This window comes from Flavobacterium sp. OHVDL-2026-0007, from assembly GCF_059882335.1.
The window spans coordinates 2047116-2071230 of sequence record NZ_CM187612.1 but is presented as its reverse complement, the minus strand read 5'-3'; the positions used below and the strand labels follow the sequence as shown (position 1 = coordinate 2071230).

Genomic DNA, 24115 nt, shown 5'->3' with positions numbered 1-24115 from the left:
TTATGAAAAAAATGTTAGACTCAGTAGATGCTGGGATGTTAACTAGGCAAAAAAAATTAATTCTTTGGATAATGAAGAAATCTCTATTCTTTTTTATTACTTTTTTTAGTATCTCTTCTTTCGGATACACTCAAAATTTCTCTTTAAACTTAGGAAAAGTAACCATACATGAAGGCTTTGATAGAATAAAAAAAGCAGCTAATGTTATGCTGTTTTATAGTGATGATGAATTGGATGTCGATAAATTAGTTCGTGTGAAATTCACCAATAAATCAGCCTTGGAGATGGTTTCGGATTTGGTTGGACCCAATTACGAGGTGAAGTTAATGGATAATGCTGTTATTGTAATTGTTCCAGTTTCCAATAAAACGATCCTTAAAGAAAAAGTAGCTGATGCTACTATTACAGGAAAAGTAACAGGTGATTTGGGGGAAGCTCTTCCTGGAGCGACCATCAAAATTAAAGGTTCTAATAAGTCTGTTTCTACAGATCGTGACGGAAGTTTTTCTATTGAGGCAAAAGATTCTGATGTTTTGATTGTTTCTTTCGTTGGTTATGTGACTACAGAAGTAGCTGTTGGAAATCAAAAAGAACTCAAAATCAGATTGAAAGCGGCACAAAGTGAATTGAATGACGTTGTGGTTACGGGTTACCAAAGGGTGCGTAAGAAAAATGTCAATGCTGCTGTGGCTAGTATCAGCAGTAAACAATTAGAATCTATACCAGTAATTAGTGTGTCTTCCTTGATTGCAAGTTTATCTACAGGGGTTCAAACACCGACTCAAAGTGGTGCTCCTGGAGGAAGAGGATCTGTTATGATTCGTGGTAATTCTAATATGTCAGGTAGTGTGGATGGTACTGGTTATAGTAATCCATTATATGTAATTGATGGTGTACAGACTTCTTTAGAAGATTTGGCGGGTTACAATACTTCGAATACGGATTTCTTGGCTTCGTTGAATCCTAATGATATTGAAAGCATTGATATGTTGAAAGATGCATCAGCTGCCGCAATATACGGGTCTCGTGGTGCCAATGGGGTAATCATTATCACTACTAAAAAAGGAACTGCTTTAGATAAGCCAGAGTTTAATTTTTCGATGAATACCGGTTTTGCTTTAATCCCTGAATTGGTTCCTATGTTAGTGGGAGGAGCAGAAAGGGATGCGAAAATGGGGATGATTAACAAATGGTGGAAATCGCAATATGCACAAAATGCGCATGTACCGATGGTTTTGTCGGATAGTTTGAATCCAGCATTCAATAATAACGTGGATTACCAAGGGATGTTTTATAGAAATGGGATCACTCAAAAGTACAATTTGAGTATGCGTGGTGGATCAGAAACTTCGAATTACAGATTGTCGTTAGGCTATGACAATGCGGAAGGCGTAATTCAAAACACAGGCTTTAAACGTTACACCTTAGCGGGCAATATCAATTCAAAAGTAGGGAAAAGTTTTGAAAATCAATTTCGAGTGAATTTAACTTTTACCGATAATAAAAATGGTCAAGGGAATCCCTATTGGGAGAACTTTAAATTCAATTCCACTTTACCTACGGATCCAGCCAATTTAAATTCCTCATTGTTTTATATCTCTGATGAAAAAAGGCGAGCCGTCATGGGGCAATTGAGTGAAAAACTGAATACAGATGAAACGATTCAAACTACGATTTCAAACTTTTCTAGGTTCAATATCATGGATGGACTTACTTTCAATACCCAATTTAATTTTGTGTACAGTACAGAAAAGAAAAATTTCTACGAACCTTCAATCATACGTGAAGAGGGAGATGGTATAGCAAGTTATTCCTTATATACTCGCAAGAATTTGTCGTCGGATGTTTATTTGAGTTATTACAAAACCTTTAATGACCATGGATTTACGGCCATTCTGGGTACAAAAAGTGATTACAACAAATACGAAGATATGGGCATTAGAGCTCAAGGTTTTGGTAGTGATGCTATTCAGGTTATTAATGATCGCTATACTAAAGAACAGACAGTTGGTTTTACCAGTATTGAAACGAATGCTTTGCTGTCTTATTTTGGACGCTTCTCTTACCGATTCAAAGAGCGTTACCAGTTAGGAGCAAGTTATAGTATCGATGGATCTTCTCGTTTTGGTAGAGATGTACGTTGGGCCAAGTTTCCAGCTGTAGATTTAGGGTGGATTTTCTCTGATGAGTCCTTTATTAAAGACAATCTTTCCAATATTATCAGTTATGGTAAATTAAGAGCAACATATGGAGTAAATGGAAAACAGTTTGATGCTAACTTTTTACGCTATGGTTCGTATAGTTTAGGATATGGAGGAAATCCGTTTTGGGCCAACCAAATGAATGTTTCTACTTATGGAGGAGTGAATGGAGTAAAACCTAATTACGATGCTATTGGAAATTCAAAACTGTCGTGGGAGAATACAAAACAATGGGATTTAGGATTTGATTTGGATTTGTTTAACAACAGGATAAACGTAACTTTTGACGCCTATAACAAGAAAACAGAGAAGTTATTTTTCGATGTGCTTTTTCCTGCTTATTCAGGGTATAACAGCGCTAAAGCGAATACCGCTGGTGTGATGAATTATGGATGGGAAACGATGATTAGATGGCAGCTTTTTCCAAGATCAAGTGATTGGAATTTAGAGATAATGACTGGTTTTAGTCAAAACAAAAATTTTGTAACCAAACTTCCAAACGGAAACAAAGATTTTTATGGAGTAGATAGTAATGGTAGGCTTTATGGTTATGTGGTGGGGCAGCCGCTTAATCTTCCTGTATTATTCAAAAACGAATATATTTTGGATGATATGAGTCAATTACCCGTGAATCAATATACAGGGCAAACACTTCATGGAAAAGGAGCTTGGGCTAATATTGCTCCAGGTTTTCCAATCTGGAAAGATTATAACGGAGATTATTTGTTATCTGATGAAGGAGGGCTTAGTGATAATATATTAGATACGAAATTTAAACCAACACCTGATTTGATTGGTTCTTTAAATATAAACTTAAAATACAAAGGATGGTATTTGCAGATGTATAGTCAATTCTCCTTTGGATCGGATATTATCAATTCGGTGCTCCAAAGTTATATGCAGAAATATGACGCAGCAGAGGTATACGATGAACACGGTTGGGATGCTACTGGTTTGGCTGATTTAAGTGGTCAAAGTTTCTGGCAACAACCTGGTGATGGTGCCGCTGGAGTGAGATTTCCAGCTTTGTATCCTACAGCCCCTGGATTGCCACCGTATTACCGATTTAGAGACGGACAATCTATGTGGATTGAAAGTGGTGATTTCTGGAAAATCTCCAATGCTGCTATCGGATATACTTTTGATAAAAGCCCAATTTTGGACCAATTACATGTGAGCCGTGTTCGTATTTATGGTTCTATCTTAAATCCATACCAATGGCAACGTTCTAAATCGGTAACCGATGCTTCTTTAGTGGATGAACATGGCTATACGTATGGTAATGGCTATCCACAATCAAAAACGATTTCTTTTGGATTGGATGTTAAATTTTAAATGAATTGAAAATGAAAAATTATATAAAGACAAAAATAGTGCTTGTGGTTTTGGGTTTGTCCAGCATGATGAGCTGTACGGACATTTTAAACCAAGAACCTGTAAGTATGACCACTCCGGATAATTTCTGGGTATCTCAGCCAAATGCTGAATCCGCGGTTGCAGGCTGTTATGGATTATTAAAGAATACTTTAATAGGCAATGCCGCCTTCATGTATTGGGGAGAGTTTACCGGTATGACCTTTATGAATAGTCAAAGTTGGATTTCGGATTATATTGAAGGAAGTGGAAATTATGTATTGGCTTATAGAGACAATACACGTAATTGGAAAGGTTTTTACAGAGCGGCAAACTGGGCACTTTCTATTGAAAAACATGTTAGTGCTATGCCCGATACTAAATTTAAATCGCTAGCGGAGAAAAATAGAATTATTGGAGAGGCAGCCTTCATTAGATCCTTGTCTTATTTCTATATGGCTCGTATTTGGGGAGATGTGCCTATTGTTACGGAGGTTATTGAGTCTTCGGATCAATTAATAAAAGATGGTTTTATTGTGACCTTGCCTAGAGAAGATGAAAAGAAAGTTTTGGAATATGCTTTAGAAGCGGCAAACAAATCGATTAGTTTATTGAAATATTCATCACCGGGTGCGCCTAGATGGGCTATTCAAGCCAATAAAGGGAGTGCTGAAGCTTTGAAAGCACACATCGCTCTATGGTATGCTAGTAGAGATGGTGACAATCCGCAATTGATTGCTCAAGGGATTGCGGCCGCTACTTCAGTGATCAACAATAGTAACGCCTCTCTTATTGATTATGTTATTGAGGGTGAAGATGGCTTTAATGAGATGTGTATGGGTGAATCTAAAACAGGCTTGTTTGAAATCAATATTAGTTCCGATGTGAATGAATCTTTCAGGGTACTGCCAACTGATAATTCGCATACAGGCTTAACCTTGAATACTCCTGTGTTTGTAGATGTTAATAATGCAGGTCCTTATATAGATCCGGAATTTTACGGATCTGATATGATGGATTCGGACAGTGATCGAGATAATGATGTGCGTAAAGATTTGTTTTTCTCTGATTACAATAGATCGGATGAATCTTATCTTAAGAAATATTCACAACGTACCAAAGACCCGAATGCGACTGATTCTTATGCTGAATTTTCTGAATCGAATATTTTGATTTTTAGATTGGCGGATATTTATCTTCTAAGAGCTGAGGGAAATATGAAATTGAATAAACCCTCAGAGGCTATAGCCGATATCAATATGATCAGAAGTAAGGCTAATGTGCCTAATTATACAGGAGCTACCGATCGAGCATCCCTTACTAAAGCCATCTTTGATGAGCGCGCCATTGAATTAGTGGGAGAGGGGCAATCGGGATTTGATAGAATAAGAATGAATTATTATACTGGAGTGAACTGGACTAATCCAGCTAGAACGGCTAAAGAAGGTTATTTCTGGCCTGTTGATCCAGCGATTATCTCTATTAATTCCGCTATTATTCAGACCGATTACTGGAAAGGGAAATTGTAATTCAATTAAAAATATAATAAGATAAAAAGATGAAACAGACATTGTTAATATTACTTGCGTTATTGGGTCTATATTCTTGTTCTAACGACGATTATCTCGTTGATGGAGGTGTGGCCAATCAGAATGTAGGAATGAGTACTTATGACTTTTTAAAGTCGAACAAACAATTGGATACTTTGGCGATTTTAATTGAAAGAGCCAAAATGATTGATGTGGTAAATGCCAAATCAACTACTCTTTTTGCGGCCAATAATCTATCGATCAGAAATTATGTCAATGCAATTTTGATTAAAAAAAGAAAAATAGATCCAACGGCAACCTTTACTATTAATGATATTCCTGAGGCGGATTTAAAAGTGATGTTAGGGGGGTATATTTTTAACGAAACGCTGGATCGTAGTAAATTGGTTAAACAGGGGAAAGTGTATATGACCTATAGTGGAGAAGAAAGATTGCTTTCGCTCGAACCGATTGGAGACTATAAACCACAATTGGATAGTTATCCGGAATACGTTTTTTATACTTTTAAAGTGGGAGAGGTATGGGATCCTACTGATGAAATTTCTGACGATGTGCTAGAGGCAGATAGAAAAACGGTGGTTAGAACTTCCAATTTACTTTCGACTAATGGGGTTATTCATGTATTACAAGGGTATCATATATTCTCTAATTACATCTCTACTCCATAAATTGAAAATGATACCTTAATTCAATAATCAAAAAGCTATTTGAATTAGTCCTAATAGTAGTGGTTGTATTAGGATTTAGCTCGATACGATTCGAGACATTTAGTCTTAAAAATATAAAAATATATATGAAAAAGATATTCTGTTTATTAATGATTGCCGCATTTGTTTCCTCATGCGAACAGCCTGAAGTAGGTTATATTAGTGATAATATACATTCGCTTCAAGACACTATAGAAGTACCTCGTGGTGTATTTATGGCCGCGGCACTTCCTTCAGTTGAAGGGTCGACCTATCCACTGGAATGGAAGATTACCGGTATTACCGATAAAGATGGAAAGCCTACGACTGAATTACAGGACGAGCATGAGATTTTAATTTGGAAAAAACCTTTTGATCCCAATACCGATACGACCATGGAATTGGCTATGAAAAAATTAGAGCTAGCCAAGCGACCTGCTATTTTGATGAATCCAGTGAGTGGGGAATTTATGTTTACACAAGCTAGTAAATTTGTGAAAAGCAGTGATTTTTATGTGAATGTAAGTGCTAAAAATGTTCGTGGAGAGAAACAACTAGATAAATTTGCCCGTGTAAAATTGTTGCCTTTCGTACCTGTTGAATTCCCGACCGAGGCGAGATCTAGGTTACAGTTGGGTAAAGGAGGAGGTGTTTGGGATGTTGGTGCTACCTATACCGTTCTTAATGATAATGATCCAAAAGTATCCAGTGTATTGGATGGAACAAATCCTTACATCACAATTGTGAAAGTCAGCGATGAACCTAAAACTGCTATTGAAGTGAAAATGATCATAGCCGATAGTTATGGTGCTGCGGTGAATCCGTCCAAAATCATATTTTATCCTGATGGGACTAAGTATTTGCAGAATTATCATGACAATACTGTTGGAACCAAAGTGGATGCTGAGGGTACTACATTTGGATTGCCGGCACCTCCATTTCCTCAGTATTCTAGAAGCTATACAGGTACGAGTGCTTACCTAATGTATTATTTGTCTACAGAAGACGCCTTTACTGTGGATAAGGCGGCTTTTGAAGCAGCAAATGGAATTAAAAACTGGACGGCTTATATCGATCCTGCTACAGGACAGATTCGCAATAGAGCGTATATCAGATGGGGAATGAGAATTAATGATACAGGAACTTGGGTGATAAAGATGAAGATTCCCTATACCATAAAGAAATAGTTTTAAAAAGTATAAATATATTGTTTTAGTAAGAAAGGCATCATCGAATTTAATTTCGGTGGTGTTTTTTTTCTATTTTGTGGAGTTAACAAAAATGGATTAAAAAAACATTTCTTAAACTTTAGAAGTTTTCGAATTGTATTTGAACATTGTGAAAGAAACACAAGTAAGAATAGCTTGTTTTTGTGACAATGCAGCATCGTTGTCTATTCAAATTAAACAAATTAAAATGAGTATAAAGAAGCAATCCATGCTTGGAGCAAGAATTAAAAATGTAACTGAACCGATTATAAAAAAATAAAAATTTAGAAATATTTAATTTTAGGAAACATGACCTACAGATTTACCTCCTTATTGTTATTAGTGATTGCAATGAACAGTTTTGCTCAAAAAACAATTTCGATTACTACCAAAAACAATGTACTGGTTTTAGAAACGGATAAAGATAATTCACTATTATCAACCTATATAGGTAAAAAAATGGAAAATGATAGTGAATATCCTACTATCCAAACCTTAGATAAGTATAGACCAGGTTCTGACGATCTTTTTAATAAACGCGAAGCTTATATAGCTTCTGGTTCGCTGAACCTTTTGGAGCCCAGCTTAAGTGTCACACATGGCGATGGGAATAAATCTACCGTACTTAGTTTTACTGGGGTTGAAGAAAAACAATTGGATGCAAACCGCAAACTAACCATTGTACGCTTAACAGATACCAAATATAAATTCGAGGTTACCTTAAATTATCTCGCTTATTTTGATGAAGATGTAATAGAGCAATGGGCTGAGATTAAGCATAATGAAAAAGGAACGGTTGTATTGAATAAATACGCTTCAGCCAATCTTACTTTAAGTGGTAAAAAATTCTTTTTGAAAAGCCATTATAGCGGTGCTGTTCGCGAGATGCGTTCAGAAGAACAGCAATTGCTACATGGCATAGAAACCATTGATTCAAAATTAGGTACAAGAACAAATTTATTGCATTCGTCATCGTTTATGGTTTCTATCGATCAACCAGCTACAGAAGATGTGGGAGAAGTAATTGCGGGTTCTTTAGAATGGACGGGAAACTTCAAGCTTGATTTTGAAACCTTCGACGAATATTATTTGAGAATTACCGCAGGAATCAATAATTTTTCGTCAAACTATACCTTAAAAGCAGGCGAAAATTTTGTTACGCCACGCTTTGTCTACACTTACTCCTCTAACGGAAAAGGATTGGCGAGCAGAAATCTGCAAAACTGGGCAAGAAACTACCAATTAGCGGACGGAAAAGGCGAACGATTGACTATCTTAAATAATTGGGAAACTACTTATTTCGATTTTAATGATGAGAAACTGAATGAATTGACCAAAGACACCAAAAAACTCGGTGTTGATGTTTTCTTATTGGATGATGGCTGGTTCGGTAATAAATATCCGCGTAATGGTGCAACTGCTGGTTTGGGTGACTGGCAATTCAATAAACAAAAACTAAAAAACGGTATCAGCTCTTTAGGTAAAGAAGCTACTGCAAATGGTGTAAAATTCGGTATTTGGTTAGAACCAGAAATGGTGAATCCTAAAAGTGAATTATATGAAAATCATCCTGATTGGATTATTAGACAACCAGAAAGGAAGGAGTTTTATATGCGTAACCAGTTGGTATTGGATTTAACCAACCCTAAAGTTCAGGATTTTATTTTCAAAACAGTTGACGATGTATTTAAAGAAGTACCGGAATTGGCTTTCATCAAATGGGATTGTAATTCATTAATCTACAACGCTAATTCTCCAACCTTAAAAAATCAAGATCACTTTTATATAGAATACATTAGAGGTTTAAATAATGTATTGGAAAAGATTCGTAAGAAATACCCAAAAACACCAATGATGCTTTGCGCAGGTGGAGGATCAAGAGTTGATTATGCCGCACTAAAATATTTTACTGAATTTTGGCCAAGCGATAACACCAATCCTTTTGATCGTATTTTTATTCAATGGGAATATTCTTATTACTTCCCGTCTATAGCAAGTGATAATCATATCACGGATATGGGGAAACAGCCCATTAAATTTAAAACGGATGTAGCCATGATGGGTAAATTAGGTTACGATGTTCGTGTAAACGAATTGAGTGAAAGTGATTTGCTTTTCAGTCAAAATGCAGTTCAAGCTTACAATGGCTTTAAAGACATTGTTTGGCACGGCCAACAATATAGATTACAAGATCCTTACGAAAACAAAATTGCCTCGATTGCTTATGTTAACGATGCAAAGGATAAAGCAATTGTATTTAATTATTATGTGGCTACCCTTTTTACCAATGGTGTTATTTTACCTATCAAACTAAAAGGTTTAGATCCAGCCAAAAAATATAAAATAGAAGAGATTAACTTGTATCCAGGGACTAAGTCACCAATTGATGGAACTAAAGTTTATTCGGGAGATTTTCTGATGAAAGTTGGTTTTAATCCGGAGGCTAATAGTAATAGAACAAGTGTTGTTTTAAAAGTGACCGCTCTATAATTTAGATGACTTAAACCTTAAAGGAGGAACAAATTGATTCTATAATAATTTACCTATTTAAAAAAAGGCACCATCGAATTTATTTTCGGTGGTGCTTTTTTTGGATTAGCCAGAATCTCAAAAAAGAAAAGCTGTCAAATTTGACAGCTTTCAGGACTACCCAAGGGTATGTATATTTCTTTTGTTTTACTTCTTTTGTAGGGGGCTAATAATTTGAACGTTCTGAAATACAATAGCACCTTTAACCACGCCAGCGATAGTTGATCTAAGCGCATCAATGATTTGTATTTTTAATTCGCTCTTAGGGTAGATTAAACTCACTTCTCTAGCAGGTTTAGGTTCCTTAAAGTTGCGTAGTTTTAATTTGTCGCTATCCTTTAAATCCAAAGTATGTAAGTAGGGAAGTAGGGTAGTACCTAAACCTTCATCTGCTAATTTGATCAATGTTTCAAAACTTCCGCTTTGCAACTGAAAATTATTTTGATCCACATCAGAACCATTTTTACACAGGTTTAAAATCCCATCTCTAAAACAATGACCATCTTGTAAAAGTAAAATTTCGTTAATGTTTAAATCAGCTACTTCAATTTCTTCTTTTTGGAAATTAGCATGTTGTTCGGGTATGTAAGCTACAAAAGGTTCAAAATACAAAACGATCTCTTTTATTTTATCATCTTCTAAAGGAGTGGCTGCAATAGCGGCATCCAAATGACCGTTTTTTAATTTTAGGATGATTTCATCTGTGTTGAGCTCTTCGATTAAGAGTTTTACTTTTGGGTATCTTTTGATGAAGTTGTTTAAAAACATCGGCAGTAGTGTAGGCATAATCGTTGGGATAATTCCTAATCGGAATTCACCTCCAATAAAACCTTTTTGCTGCTCTACGATGTCTTTAATCCTATCGGCTTCATTTACTATGTTTTTGGCTTGATTAACAATCTTTTGACCAATATCAGTAAGTTGGATAGGTTTTTTGGATCTATCAAAAATTAGAATACTAAGTTCTTCTTCAATTTTTTGAATCTGCATGCTTAAAGTGGGCTGAGTCACGAAGCATTTCTCGGCGGCAAGTGTAAAGTTTTTATGTTCGGCAACGGCTAACACGTATTGTAGTTGAGTAATCGTCATTTTGATAGTATTTTTTGATACAAAAATAAGAAAATATAATTTTTTTTTATATGATTTAGGGACAACTTATTTTAAATTTGTAGTAAACTTACTGTAAAATAGAAAACTATGAAAACAAATATTTTAGGATTACCTGTGAAAGAGTCAGAGTTATTAGTAAAAGAGTTAAATGTTTTATTAGCCAATTTTCAGGTGTATTATCAAAATTTGAGAGGTATTCATTGGAATATTAGAGGGAAACGCTTCTTTGATTTACATGTAAAATTTGAAGAATTGTATACCGATGCACAGTTAAAGATCGATATGATTGCAGAAAGGGTTTTAACTATAGGCGGAACACCATTGCATACTTTTGAAGATTACATCAAAAACAATAAATTGGCGGTGGGAAAAAACATCTCAAATGATGAAAAAGCGGTACAATTGATTGTGCACTCTTTGTCCGATCTATTGAAAATCGAAAGAGAAATTTTGAACCAATCAGCAGAAATTAATGATGAAGGAACCAATTCTATGATGAGTGATTTTATTGCAGAGCAAGAAAAGACCATCTGGATGATGAGAGCTTGGTTGGAAGAAGAATTGTAAAATTCTCTTTTATAGATATATAGAAACAGAATGGTCCATTTGGACCATTCTGTTTTGTATAAATGTTAAATTTCTATGAAATTTTTAGCTTAACGCTTTGATTTTAGTTGTTAAAAACTATTTTTGTCGCAATGAAATTTACAGCTCGCATATTATTATTTATATTTATTACATTCTTATCAGCGCCTACGATTATTACGTTGATTAAGAAAGGTAGTGATACATCTGTAAATTTTAGTTTCTCGGAAGAGGAACATTCTCACAAAGAACTTAAAGCAGCTGTCAAACCAGCTATACTTCAACATGAATTGGTTATTCCAGTTTTTGCTGAATCTAAGATTATATTGTCTGGTAATATTGTCAAACTAGATAATATTTCACCGAGCATATTTGCTCCTCCCCCCAACTTGGTATAATACTTCCGATTATTTTGAATTACACTGCATTTGAATAAATGCGGTAAACTTTAATGTATAATTTTTTTAGTATTGTATTATGACAAAAAAAATCAATCTTTTTGCCAACCTTAAATCTGATTTTGCTTCAGGTTTAGTGGTTTTCTTGGTGGCTCTTCCATTGTGTTTAGGTATTGCAATGGCTTCAGGTGCCCCTTTATTTTCTGGAATTATCTCAGGTGTTATCGGGGGTATTGTGGTAGGGTATTTGAGCCAATCACATATTAGTGTTTCAGGTCCAGCTGCTGGGTTAACAGCAATTATTTTAACCGCTATTACTGATTTCGGTGCTTTTGACGTGTTCTTATTGGCTGTTTTTATAGCAGGATTAATTCAATTAGGTTTAGGCTTTCTAAAAGCTGGAAGTATTTCAAATTACTTCCCAACCAATGTTATTGAAGGAATGTTGGCCGGTATCGGTATTATAATCATCTTAAAACAATTGCCTCATGCCTTTGGTTATGATGCTGATTTTGAAGGTGATCAAGCTTTTGTTCAAAATGACGGTAGCAATTCATTGTCGTCTTTATTTGATATTTTTAATCACATTCATTTAGGGGCAGTAGTGATTTCTTTAGTGTCACTAGTGATCTTGATTTCATGGGATAAAGTTTCTTTTTTAAAGAAATTAAAACTAGTTCCAGGAGCACTTGTTGCTGTTATTTTAGGGATTGCTTTAAATGAATTTTTTATCGCCACAGGAAGCTCATTGGCTATTGCAAAAGAACATTTGGTTTCATTGCCAGTTCCAACTTCTTTTGATGAGTTTAAATCTATTTTAGTTACACCAAATTTTGCTGCGGTTACTAATCCACAAGTTTGGGTTGTTGCTATTACAATTGCCATTGTAGCTTCTATTGAAACATTATTATGTATTGAGGCTGCCGATAGAATGGACGTGCAAAAACGTTATACCAATACCAATGTGGAACTTAAAGCACAAGGAATTGGTAATATTGTTAGTTCACTTTTAGGTGGTTTACCAATGACCTCGGTTGTAGTAAGATCTTCTGCTAATAATAATGCAGGAGCAAAATCTAAAATGTCTGCTATTATTCACGGTGTTTTATTGTTATTAAGTGTTTTGGCTATTCCAGCCCTATTAAACAAAATCCCGTTGGCAACTTTAGCTACAGTTTTAATTTTGGTAGGATATAAGTTAGCTAAACCAGCAACATTTAAACATTTTTGGGAAAAAGGAAAGTATCAGTTTATTCCTTTTGTAGCTACTCTAGTATTTGTAGTAACAACAGATTTACTTAAAGGTGTTGCTTTAGGAATTGTGATCAGTGTTATATTCGTATTGAGAGGAAACTTAAAAAGAGCCTATAGCTTTAAAAAAGAAGAATACGAAGACGGAGATGTTATCCATATCGATTTGGCACAAGAAGTTTCATTCTTGAATAAAGCAGCTATTAAATTGACATTAAATGAAATTCCAGAAAATTCTAAAGTGATCATTAATGCTCACGATACAGAATATATTGCACATGATGTACTGGACTTAATTCGTGAGTTTAAAGAAACGCGTGCTGTTGATGATAATATCAAAGTAAAACTAAAAGGGTTTAAGGATGTCTATGAGTTAGAAAACTCTCCAGAGACAAATAACCATGTTTCTATTGAGCATTATTATGATGTGGCCAAGAGAACAATGGTTAAAAAAGAAACAACAAAAACTGAACTTTAAAAATAAATTAATAAACTAAGGTATTTTTGAAGTGTCGGAAGTTTCAAAATTTGCATAACTTTACAGTAGAGTTGATCTTGATCTTTTATGACAGGTCAAAATGCCAATAAAAAAAGAAATAAAATGAGAGAGTTTTATCAAAAACTATTAGAAAATAATAAAGAGTGGGTTGAAAAATCATTAGCATTAGACCCTAATTATTTCGCGGATTTAGCTAAAGGACAAACGCCACCTTTGTTGTGGATTGGATGCTCTGATAGCCGTGTGCCGGCAAACGAAATTATTGGTGCTAAACCAGGTGAGGTTTTTGTACATCGTAATATTGCTAACATGGTCGTGCACTCTGATATGAATATGTTGAGTGTTTTAGATTATGCAGTGAATGTATTAAAAGTGAAACACGTAATTGTTTGTGGACATTACGGTTGTGGTGGTGTAAAAGCCGCTATGGGGAATCAATCTGTTGGAATTATTGATAACTGGATTCGTCATATTAAAGATGAATACCGTTTACATGATAAATATCTGAATTCGATTCAGGATGAGACAGAGCGTTTTAATGCTTTTGTTGAAATTAATGCCAAAGAGCAAGTGTATAATCTGGCCAAAACGTCAATTGTACAAGGAGCTTGGAAAAACGGTCAAGATTTAATGCTTCACGGATGGGTTTACGGATTGAATTCTGGTTTTGTAACCGATTTAAATGTAAACATTAGTTCGAATGAAGAACTAGACGAAGTTTATCAATTAGACTTGTAGTATAAAAAAATCGCCCTAAATTTTAGGGCGATTTTTTTTATTCATTTTCATCTAGATTTTCATTGAAAGCCGATGGTAATAAAGTAGGGATGAATTTTATTAAAATAGGCAATAGTAAACTGCCACCAGGCAATAGAAAGATAGTCAGCGAAGGAATGGTTTTGCAAATATCTAAGAGTTGCTTTTTTACTTTTTTCTTTTCTTTTGCATCCAAATCTCTACGGGTAGAATAAGCCAATAGAAGCATTAACTCTTTGCTTTGAATGATTTCCTTAATTAATCTATTTTTGTTTCTTACAATCAATTTTACAACGCTATGGGTCATCTGATCATAGAAATGCTTTACGGGATTCGAATAGTTGAAGTAAGGGATTTTCTTTTTATGTGTGGTAATGAAAGTATTGGTTGTCGATATGCTTTTACTAACAAAATCATCTGAAACCCCCATCATGGCGGCAAGTGAATGTAAAAAATACGCTTCGTCGTTTTCTACAACACCATCACTCCATAAAGCCATTCCAGCCATATCAATTAAATAGTATTGCTCAAGGGTATTACTGAAATAATCCAAACGTAAGGTTTCTAAAGTATCGACCGTTACTTTGGAAAATTTAGAATAACGAATAGAAGCTTCAAAGAGTTTAATTAATAGATCATCATGCTGCGATTTGATGGTTTTGGTTTTTAAAGCTAAAGCGACGATACCCAAAACGGTTTCTTCGATTCGTTTTAAATATTTTTCTGGAATAGCACCGTGAACTAAGTATTGTCTAAATGCCAAAACATCAATAAACAATAAAGAATTGGTTACTAAATGTGAAAAGTTTTTACTGATTATACTGTCGTTGGTCTGTACCCTCTGATCAATTATGTTTTCTAAAGACAAAGAAGGGCTGTCTTTAGGGAGCAAAATTTTGAATATATTAAAGCCTTCGGGATTCATTTCCTTGTAAAACTTCAAAACTTCAGAGATGAAATTGTCGGGTTCAGAACTTCTTTTTTCTAGACAAAAAACATTGTATAAAGTATTTAATAAAGCTACTTTAGAAATTTCAGTTTTAAACCAACCTTTTATGGGAATTGGGATTTGTGTGTCAATGGCTATAATGTGACCGTATATAAAACCAGTTTCTCTTACTTTGTAGTAAAAGGAATCTGTAGTCTCAAAAGGAATGGACTCGGAGAACTTTTGTTCACTAAAAAACTTAGCTATCCAACCTGGTGCCGATGGGTTAATCATTAACTTTAATTTATAGGTGCAAAGCTATATCTTTTTTCTTGTCTAAGGATTAACTTTAAATGAAATAACCACTAGATTTTGTGAAAATCTAGTGGTTATTGTTTGGATTACTTAATGATACCTGCACAAGCAACTCTACCGCCTGCATTCCCAGTAGGCTGTGTGGTAAAATCATCGGATCCTTGATGTACTATTAAGCCTTTTCCTAAAATGTTTTTGGTTTCATCATCGCCACCAATACTCCATTGGTCTGTAGTTAAGGTGATGGTTCCGTTACCTTTTTCATCAGCAGTAAAGTTTCCAATATCTCCTTTATGGTATTCGGCAGAACCCCATTTCCCATGCTTTTTAAAAGTAGGGTTCCAGTGTCCTCCAGCAGAACTTCCGTCCGCGGCTGTACAATCTGATTTTTCATGTATGTGTATGGCATGAACTCCTGGTTGTAAACCACTCATTTTTGCAACAAAGGTTACTTTTCCATTTTTTTCTGTAAAGGTAGCCGTTCCACTAACGGTACTGTTGCTTTTTGGTTCGAGTGTAATGGTCAATTTTTTAGAATCATCTGTGTTGTTCTTTGTTTTACACCCAATAATAACGGCTGCAATGACCACCAGAGATAGAAGTATTTTTTTCATAATTTGTGTTTTTATTTTAAAGTAAAGTAAAGTTAGTTCAAAATTATGGAAAGAAAACCATCCCAAAGTTAAAAAAGCCAAAAGGATTGGGTTAAAAATAAGCTTAAATTGACTAAAATGGCTGAAATATTCCTTAAATTCGTTGTGTGTATTTAGGGATTAAATAATGCTAAAATAGTCATTGGTAAATGGTTAAAGGCGTAAAACTTCGGATTATGATAAAAAAAATAGCCGTCTTCGCAGTTTTGGGAATTCTTTTATTTTCATGTAATGCTACAGGGCATAAATCGACAGGTGCAGAGGCTGTTGCCCGTCTTAATGGTTCTTGGGAGTTAAATTATATAACAGGGCCAAGAATCGCTTTTGATGGTTTGTATCCCAATGTAAAGCCCACTATTGTCTTTGATGTTAAAGAGAGTAGGGTTTCGGGAAATAATAGTTGTAATTCCTTTACTGGAAAATTAAATGTTGAGGGACATATGATTAATTTTAGAAATGGATTAGCCACCACCAGAATGATGTGTGAGGACAACCAAGGAGAACACGTTTTTATGAGTACCATCGAAAAGATCACTTCCTATAGTGTTAGTAAGGATGGAAAAACTTTGAATCTCATTTCTGGTGATATTGCCATGATGCGATTTGAGAAAAAATAAGGCGGTAGTTTGTTAAACTTTTAAAAGACGTATTGTATGAAAATTAAATGGGCAATAGTAGTGATGTTATGTTGTTTTTTAAGTGCCCCAGTTTTGGCGCAACAACTTACCAAGAAGGAAGTAAAGGCAGCAGCGGCCCTTCAGAAGCAAAAAGAAATTGAAGCATTAATTGAATCAAGAAATTTTGTTTTTGATGCTGAGAAAGCAATTCCTCTCGGGTATCGATTTATATTATTGGATCACAATAGTTACTTCGTGAACTTTACAGCAGAAAAAGCAACTGCTGAATTGCCTTTTTTTGGAAGGGCTTTTAGTGCTCCTTATGGAGGAGATGGTGGAATTAAATTTGAGGGTAAGCCCGAGAATGTACAGGTGGAAAAAAAGAAGAAATCGTACATTATAAGAGCGACCGTAAAGGGAAAGGATGATGTATTTAATCTTTTATTTTCTGTTTTTTTCAATGGAAGTACTTCACTTTCGATCAGTAGCAACAACAGAGCGTCAATTTCGTATGATGGCGTGATTAGAGCGCCAAAAAAACTAGAAGATAAAAAGTAATAGTTTTTAATAGAGCTATTCAATGGATACAAAAAAGGCAATTATTTTTCAATAATTGCCTTTTTTTATATGGTATTGGGATGTTGTCTAGTTAGTTATTTTTCACTTCGTAAATAGCACCTACCATGCCGTTGCGTGGGGTGTCTAATGGAAGTTCCCAAAACATGATTCCGCCTAATTTTTTAGATTTCACATATGCTGTTTTGGCTTTTATTGAAGCAAGATCATCTCCAGTAGCAAATTTTTGTTGTTTTTCGTTATACCAATATCCAGCTTTGGCTTTATCATCCCAAAAGTATTTCCAACCATTAGCGGCTGTAAAGGTAGTAGCATATTGGTTAAATGACACTCCTTGGACATGTACTCCAGGCTGGTACAAACCATTGTTTACATTGGCAACATTTTCCCAGGTACGGGTGTAAAATGCACCACCAATAACCAATTTTTCGGCTGGTATGCCTAAGTTTAGTAAATAAGTTACGGCTCTATCTGCAGACTGTGCGTCAGCCGTTCCACTATATAAAGGAGCTTGGTGCCCTGTTACTTTTGAATAACCATTTACCAAATCGTAACTCATGATATTGACACGATTCACTAAAGGCATTACTATTTTCCACTCAATAGATTCATCTAAAAATTGTTGGAATCCTCCAGCAGCAAAGCTGATTTGGTGTTTTTTTCCTAAGGTTAGGCGTAGAATTTTGATCAATTCAGTAAAGTTTTTCTTGTCAGCCCCTTGATACAAATGACCAGGAAGTCCTTCAATGGCGGGATATTCCCAATCTAAATCTATACCGTCTGTTTTAAAATAATCATTTATTTCCTTTACAGATTTGGCAAAGGTTAGTCTTCCTTCAGCTGTAGAAAATGCTGCGGAACAAGGTGCGCAACCTCCCCAGCCACCAAGAGATAAGACTATCTTTAGTTGTGGATTTTTCGTTTTTAAAGAAACCAAATGTTTGATAGTAATCGAATCTTTAGGAGAATCGACACTTAGTTTACCCTCTCTTAAATGGCAAAAGCTAAAGATAATCTGGTCCAATTTATTTACTTCATATTCATTGATCAGCTTGTCATGGCCAGTGTAATAGGCGATAATATCCATTTTTTTATTTTTTTGTGCAAAGGTAGCTGTGGTACAGAGGCAGAGTAAAAATAAGGCAATGAGGTTAACTTGTTTCATTTTTAGTTTTTTAGTTTTTTTGAGTGCTAAATATAAAACATTCAAAATTAAATTTCACTAAAGACGTAAAATCATGAAGAAAAAAGCAGAGGAGGTTTTCTGAAATAGAAGTGGTGCTGGAGGGGCTTTAAATTCGATGTGGTTTATTTTTAGGAAAGGATAGCAAAAAATAAACCCGCACTGTTTCGGATTAGTGCGGGTTTAAACAAATTAAAAGCTAAAAACTATTGTGATCTTAGAAGCAGTATTGGTTTTCTGCAACTAATTTTGAAGTAATCGTTTCTCTTAGTGCCACTACATTAGGCATATTGGTGTATTTTGTAAAACGACGTAATCCCATTAACATCATACGTTGTTCATCTCCTTCAGCAAAAGAGATAATACCTTCTTTTCCTTTTTGATTTACAATGTCTACTGCTTTATACAAGTATAATTTTGCCATGGCAATTTGCTCCTGCACTTTGGCTTCACCTTCTTTTTTGGCTAATTTTTCAGTTCTAAGAATAGTACTTTCGGCCATGTATATTTCAATTAAAATATCAGACGCAGCCATTAATAATTGTTGGTGTGCATCTAAGTCTGGACCATATTTTTGTACAGCACTTCCGGCAACCATTAAGAATACTTTTTTCAAGTTGGCAATAATACCTTTTTCCTCTGCAAATAATTCAGAGAAATCAGGAGTGTCAAAAGAAGGGATACCCATTAGTTCTTCGGATACTTTCATTGCTGGTCCTAATAAATCAACGTGACCTTTCATGGCTTTTTTGATTAACATTCCAACAGAAAGCATTCTATTAATTTCGTTAGTACCTTCGTAGATACGCGCTATTCTGGCATCTCTCCAAGCACTTTCCATTGGTGTATCTTCAGAGAATCCCATTCCACCAAAAACTTGTATTCCTTCATCGGCACAATTCTGAACATCCTCAGAAACGGCCACTTTAAGAATAGAGCACTCAATAGCGTATTCCTCAACACCTTTTAATTCTGCTTCTTGATGAGAAGCTCCTTCTGCTTCACGAGCGATAATTCTATCTTCGATATCTTTTGCAGCACGGTAAGAAGCGCTTTCTCCAGCATAGCAAGAAGTAGCCATTTCAGCTAATTTAGAGCGAATGGCTCCAAATTGAGAAATTGCCGTATTGAATTGGATTCTTTCGTTAGCGTATTTAACGGCTCCTGTAGTTACTCTCCTTTGTGCATCAAGACAAGCTGCTGCTAATTTAATACGACCTACGTTTAGTGCATTCATGGCAATTTTGAAACCATTACCTCTTTCAGATAACATGTTTTCAACAGGCACTTTTGTTTCGTTGAAGAAAACCTGACGAGTAGAGGAAGCACGAATTCCTAATTTGTGTTCTTCTTCATTCATAGAAATTCCATTAGATGGATCGTTTTCTACGATGAAACCTGTAATGTTTTTATCATCTCCAATACGGGCAAAAACGATGAAAACGCTACAGAAACCTGCATTGGAAATCCACATTTTTTGTCCGGTAATTTTATAATGCGTTCCATCTTCAGATAAAACGGCTTTAGTTTTTCCAGAATTTGCATCAGAACCAGCACCTGGCTCAGTCAAGCAATAAGCTCCAAACCATTCGCCAGTAGCTAATTTAGGAACGTATTTTTTCTTTTGTTCTTCAGTTCCATAAAGGGTGATTGGCATAGTTCCAATTCCTGTATGAGCACCAAAAGCAGTTGAGAACGAACCTGTAGCTCCAGAAATGTAGTCACAAACCAACATTGTAGATACAAATCCCATTCCTAATCCGCCATATTCTTCAGGTACTGCAACTCCTAAAAGTCCCAATTCACCTGCTTTACGCATGCTTTCTTCTGTAAAGGCGTAATCTTTTTTCTCGAAACGGTTTTTATTAGGCCAAATTTCTTTGTCTACAAACTCTTTTACAGAGTCACGCATCATTAATTGCTCTTCCGAAAAATCTTCTGGTGTAAAGATATCTTCGCACTTTGTTTCTTTTACTAAAAACTGACCACCACGGGTTACGTTTTTTTCGATTGTATCTGCCATTGCTTTTGTTTTTTGTATGTTTTTATATTTTTATAATCGCCTCTCCAATCTTGTCATTTCAAGAAAGGAGAGACCCAATAATTATTTTTAAAGAACTTCGTAAATCCCTGCAGAACCTTGTCCAGTTCCTACACACATAGAAACGATTCCGTATTTGTTACCTCTGCGTTTCATTTCATCAAATAATTGAACGGAAAGTTTAGCTCCAGTACAACCCAGAGGATGTCCTAAGGCAATAGCTCCACCGTTTACGTTTACGATATCAGGATTTAAACCTAACTCACGAATTACCGCTAAAGATTGAGAAGCAAACGCCTCATTTAATTCAATTAAGTCGATGTCTTTTAAGGCTAATCCAGCTTGTTTTAAGGCTTTTGGAATTGCTTTTACAGGACCAATACCCATGATTCTAGGCTCAACACCAGAAGAAGCAAAGTTTACTAATCTTGCGATTGGTTCGAGTTTTAATTCTTTTACCATTTCTTCGCTCATGATCAAAACAAAAGCAGCACCATCACTCATTTGAGAGGAGTTACCAGCAGTTACACTTCCATCAGCAGCAAATACCGGTCTTAAACCTGACAACGCAGCAACAGAGGTTCCAGCTCTTGGACCTTCGTCTTGTTTTACAACGTATGATTTAGTTTCTTTTTTACCATTTTCATTGATGAAAGTTTGGTCAACAGTAATCGGAACGATTTGTTTGTCGAATTTTCCTTCCGCTTGCGCTTTCAAGGCTTTCATATGTGAGTTATAAGCAAACTCATCTTGATCTTCTCTTGAAATTTTATATTGAGTGGCAACCGCTTCAGCAGTTAAACCCATTCCCCAGTAATAATCTTCGTGACCTGCAGCAGCAAGTTTATAATCCGGAGTTGGTTTGTAACCTCCCATTGGAATAAAACTCATACTTTCAGCTCCACCAGCGATAATACAATCCGCCATTCCTGATTGGATTTTAGCAGTTGCCATTCCGATCGTTTCCAATCCAGAAGCGCAATAGCGGTTTACCGTTACACCAGGAACATCTTCTATTTTTAATCCCATAAGAGAAATTAAACGACCTACGTTTAAACCTTGTTCGGCTTCTGGCATGGCATTTCCTACCATCACATCATCAATACGTTTTTTGTCAAAATCAGGCAATTCATTCATCATAAACTGAATGGTTTCTGCAGCTAATTCATCAGGTCTTTTAAATCTAAAAACTCCTTTTGGTGCTTTTCCTACCGCAGTACGATAAGCTTTTACTATATATGCTGTTTTCATTTTCTTAGTTTCTAAGTGGTTTCCCTTTGGTTAACATGTATTGAATTCTTTCTAATGTTTTTCGCTCTGTACAAAGAGATAAGAAAGCCTCACGTTCGATATCTAATAAATATTGTTCGGATACCAAAGTCGCTTCAGATAAATCACCACCAGCCATCACATACGCTAGTTTGTTAGCAATTTTCTTGTCATGCTCAGAGATGTATTTTCCAGCTTCCATCTGATCTGTTCCTACTAAGAACATTCCAAGGGCTTGTTTTCCTAATACTTTTACATCAGTTCTTCTTATTGGTTGTGTATAACCCGCTTCAGCCATTAACAAAGCGTGTTTTTTTGCCTCAGCAATTTGACGGTCTTTGTTTACTACAATAATATCTTTACCGTGTTGTAAAAGTCCAGTGTCAAAAGCTTCGTAACCTGAAGTAGATACTTTTGCCATAGCAATAGTCAAGAAATATTCTTGAAGCACATTCAATTCCACATCGTTTTTACGGAATAAATCAGAAGCTCTTAAAGCCATTTCTTTAGACCCACCACCACCAGGAAGTACACCAACACCAAACTCAACAAGTCCCATATAGGTTTCTGCTGCAGCTACAACCTTATCGGCATGTAGGCTCATTTCGCATCCACCGCCAAAGGTCATTCCGTGAGGAGCAACAACGACAGGAATGCCAGAGTAACGAACGCGCATCATGGTGTCTTGGAACATTTTGATAGCCATGTTCAATTCGTCGTATTCTTGCTCGACAGCCATCATGAAAATCATCCCGATATTAGCGCCTACCGAGAAATTAGCTGCTTGATTACCAATAACTAAACCTTGGTATTCTTTTTCAGATAAGTCGATGGCTTTATTGATCGCTTGAAGTACATCGCCACCAATGGTGTTCATTTTGGATTGGAATTCTAAGTTTAAGATTCCGTCTCCTAAATCTTGGATGATGGCACCACTATTGCTCCAAACTTTTTTGCTTTCGCGGATGTTGTTTAGGATAATGAAGGCATCTTGACCAGGAACTTTAGTTTGTGATTTCGTTGGAATGTTGTAGAAATAGGTAGCGCCTTCTTTTACTGTATAAAAGCTTTTGCTTCCCGAGGCTAACATGTCGTTAACCCAAGCAGCTGGTGCTAAACCTTCCGCTTTCATGATTTCAATTCCGTTTTCCACACCAATGGCATCCCAGATTTCGAAAGGTCCATTTTCCCATCCAAAACCAGCCTTCATGGCATCGTCAATTTTATATAGTTCGTCTGATATTTCAGGGATTCTATTGGATACATAGGCAAACATTCCAGCAAAACTTTTGCGGTAAAATTCACCAGCTTTGTCTTTTCCTTTTACCAAAACTTTAAAACGATTGATTGGTTTGTCAATTGTTTTAGTCAATTCAAGTGTGGCAAAATTTGCTTTTTTCGCAGCACGGTATTCCAATGTGTCTAAATCAAGAGTAAGGATGTCTTTGTCTACTTTTTTGTAGAAACCTTGTCCTGTTTTACTTCCCAACCAATTATTGTCCATCATCTTGGTGATGAAGTCTGGAAGTTTGAACAATTCGTGTTGCTCGTCTGTTGGACAGTTTTCATAGATACCATTGGCAACGTGTACCAAAGTATCCAGACCTACTACATCCACAGTACGGAAAGTAGCTGATTTTGGACGACCAATTACTGGACCAGTTAGTTTATCAACTTCTTCAATAGTTAGGCCCATTTCTTTAACCAAATGGAACAAACTTTGGATGCCGTAAATACCAATTCTGTTTCCGATAAAAGCAGGAGTGTCTTTAGCAACAACCGAAGTTTTTCCTAAAAACTTAGATCCGTATTCGTTTAAGAAATCCAATACTTGAGTTGAAGTTTTTGGACCAGGAATGATTTCAAATAATTTTAAGTAACGCGCAGGGTTAAAAAAGTGTGTACCGCAGAAATGTTGTTGAAAATCTTCGCTTCTTCCTTCACTCATGAAATGAATTGGAATACCTGAAGTGTTTGAGGTTACTAAAGTACCTGGTTTTCTGAATTTTTCAATCTGTTCAAAAACTAGTTTTTTAATATCAAGACGTTCTACAACAACTTCTATGATCCAGTCAACGTTGGCAATTTTTGCCATATCATCAGTGGTGTTTCCAGTGGTAATCCTACTGGCGAATTTCTGACTGTAGATAGGAGAGGGTTTTGATTTTAATGAATTCGCTAAGTGCTCGTTTACCAAGCGGTTGCGAACAGCTTTACTTTCAAGCGTTAATCCTTTTTTAGTTTCAGCTTCTGTCAACTCACGTGGTACGATGTCAAGCAAAAGAACTTCAACACCAATATTGGCAAAATGACAAGCTATTCCTGAACCCATAATTCCGGATCCAATTACAGCAACTTTTTTAATTGTGCGTTTCATAGTTAATATTTTGTTTTTTATTTGAATTTG

General features: G+C 35.7%; 18 protein-coding genes. 11 read left to right on the top strand and 7 right to left on the bottom strand.

What is annotated here, in order from left to right; translation table 11 throughout:
- Positions 1-2 precede the first annotated feature (2 nt).
- The 5 genes from AC51AA_RS07955 (at position 3) to AC51AA_RS07935 (ending at position 9488) form a co-directional block, all read left to right on the top strand.
- Positions 3-3536, top strand: coding sequence for a SusC/RagA family TonB-linked outer membrane protein (locus AC51AA_RS07955; RefSeq protein ID WP_500705431.1), 3534 nt, complete (start codon positions 3-5; stop codon positions 3534-3536).
- A gap of 11 nt (positions 3537-3547) precedes the next feature.
- Positions 3548-5083, top strand: a complete 1536-nt coding sequence (locus tag AC51AA_RS07950; RefSeq protein ID WP_500705430.1) for a RagB/SusD family nutrient uptake outer membrane protein — start codon at positions 3548-3550, stop codon at positions 5081-5083.
- Positions 5084-5112: 29 nt separating this feature from the next.
- On the top strand, positions 5113-5772 hold the full coding sequence (locus AC51AA_RS07945; RefSeq protein WP_500705429.1) for a hypothetical protein: 660 nt from the start codon (positions 5113-5115) through the stop codon (positions 5770-5772).
- A 125-nt stretch (positions 5773-5897) separates the two neighbouring features.
- Positions 5898-6977, top strand: a complete 1080-nt coding sequence (locus tag AC51AA_RS07940; protein ID WP_500705428.1) for a DUF5007 domain-containing protein — start codon at positions 5898-5900, stop codon at positions 6975-6977.
- Between the two features lie 330 nt (positions 6978-7307).
- Complete coding sequence (locus AC51AA_RS07935) at positions 7308-9488, top strand: alpha-galactosidase (protein WP_500705427.1); 2181 nt, start codon at positions 7308-7310, stop codon at positions 9486-9488.
- Between the two features lie 186 nt (positions 9489-9674).
- On the opposite strand, the gene AC51AA_RS07930 is transcribed toward AC51AA_RS07935, so the two are convergent.
- The gene (locus tag AC51AA_RS07930) at positions 9675-10616 is read right to left on the bottom strand and encodes a LysR substrate-binding domain-containing protein (protein ID WP_500705426.1); all 942 of its coding nucleotides are present in this window, start codon (positions 10614-10616) and stop codon (positions 9675-9677) included.
- 108 nt (positions 10617-10724) lie between these two features.
- Between AC51AA_RS07930 and AC51AA_RS07925 the strand changes: the two genes are divergently transcribed.
- From AC51AA_RS07925 to can, 4 genes are all read left to right on the top strand, one after another.
- Positions 10725-11204, top strand: coding sequence for a Dps family protein (locus tag AC51AA_RS07925; protein ID WP_500705425.1), 480 nt, complete (start codon positions 10725-10727; stop codon positions 11202-11204).
- A gap of 131 nt (positions 11205-11335) precedes the next feature.
- Positions 11336-11620 carry a hypothetical protein gene (locus AC51AA_RS07920; RefSeq protein ID WP_500705424.1) on the top strand — a complete coding sequence of 95 codons (285 nt, stop codon included), beginning with the start codon at positions 11336-11338 and terminating at the stop codon, positions 11618-11620.
- A 79-nt stretch (positions 11621-11699) separates the two neighbouring features.
- Positions 11700-13349, top strand: coding sequence for a SulP family inorganic anion transporter (locus tag AC51AA_RS07915; RefSeq protein ID WP_500705423.1), 1650 nt, complete (start codon positions 11700-11702; stop codon positions 13347-13349).
- A 123-nt stretch (positions 13350-13472) separates the two neighbouring features.
- Positions 13473-14108, top strand: a complete 636-nt coding sequence (gene can, locus AC51AA_RS07910) for a carbonate dehydratase (RefSeq protein WP_500705422.1) — start codon at positions 13473-13475, stop codon at positions 14106-14108.
- Between the two features lie 37 nt (positions 14109-14145).
- On the opposite strand, the gene AC51AA_RS07905 is transcribed toward can, so the two are convergent.
- On the bottom strand, positions 14146-15348 hold the full coding sequence (locus AC51AA_RS07905) for an LETM1-related biofilm-associated protein (protein WP_500705421.1): 1203 nt from the start codon (positions 15346-15348) through the stop codon (positions 14146-14148).
- A gap of 107 nt (positions 15349-15455) precedes the next feature.
- Complete coding sequence (locus AC51AA_RS07900; RefSeq protein WP_500705420.1) at positions 15456-15983, bottom strand: superoxide dismutase family protein; 528 nt, start codon at positions 15981-15983, stop codon at positions 15456-15458.
- 215 nt (positions 15984-16198) lie between these two features.
- Here AC51AA_RS07900 and AC51AA_RS07895 point away from each other — a divergent pair, with 215 nt between their 5' ends.
- Positions 16199-16639 carry an META domain-containing protein gene (locus AC51AA_RS07895; protein ID WP_500705419.1) on the top strand — a complete coding sequence of 147 codons (441 nt, stop codon included), beginning with the start codon at positions 16199-16201 and terminating at the stop codon, positions 16637-16639.
- A gap of 36 nt (positions 16640-16675) precedes the next feature.
- Entirely contained in the window at positions 16676-17197 is a 522-nt protein-coding gene (locus AC51AA_RS07890) for a DUF4251 domain-containing protein (RefSeq protein WP_500705418.1), read from the top strand.
- A 91-nt stretch (positions 17198-17288) separates the two neighbouring features.
- Here the strand turns inward: AC51AA_RS07890 and AC51AA_RS07885 are convergent, their stop codons facing one another.
- The 4 genes from AC51AA_RS07885 to AC51AA_RS07870 all read right to left on the bottom strand — a co-directional run bounded on the left by AC51AA_RS07885 (position 17289) and on the right by AC51AA_RS07870 (position 24085).
- Entirely contained in the window at positions 17289-18380 is a 1092-nt protein-coding gene (locus AC51AA_RS07885) for a glycoside hydrolase family 18 protein (protein WP_500705417.1), read from the bottom strand.
- Between the two features lie 235 nt (positions 18381-18615).
- Complete coding sequence (locus AC51AA_RS07880; RefSeq protein WP_500705416.1) at positions 18616-20421, bottom strand: acyl-CoA dehydrogenase FadE; 1806 nt, start codon at positions 20419-20421, stop codon at positions 18616-18618.
- An 87-nt stretch (positions 20422-20508) separates the two neighbouring features.
- Positions 20509-21690: a thiolase family protein gene (locus tag AC51AA_RS07875; protein WP_500705415.1), complete on the bottom strand. Its 1182-nt coding sequence runs from the start codon at positions 21688-21690 to the stop codon at positions 20509-20511.
- Positions 21691-21694: 4 nt separating this feature from the next.
- Positions 21695-24085, bottom strand: a complete 2391-nt coding sequence (locus tag AC51AA_RS07870) for a 3-hydroxyacyl-CoA dehydrogenase/enoyl-CoA hydratase family protein (protein ID WP_500705414.1) — start codon at positions 24083-24085, stop codon at positions 21695-21697.
- Positions 24086-24115 lie beyond the last annotated feature (30 nt).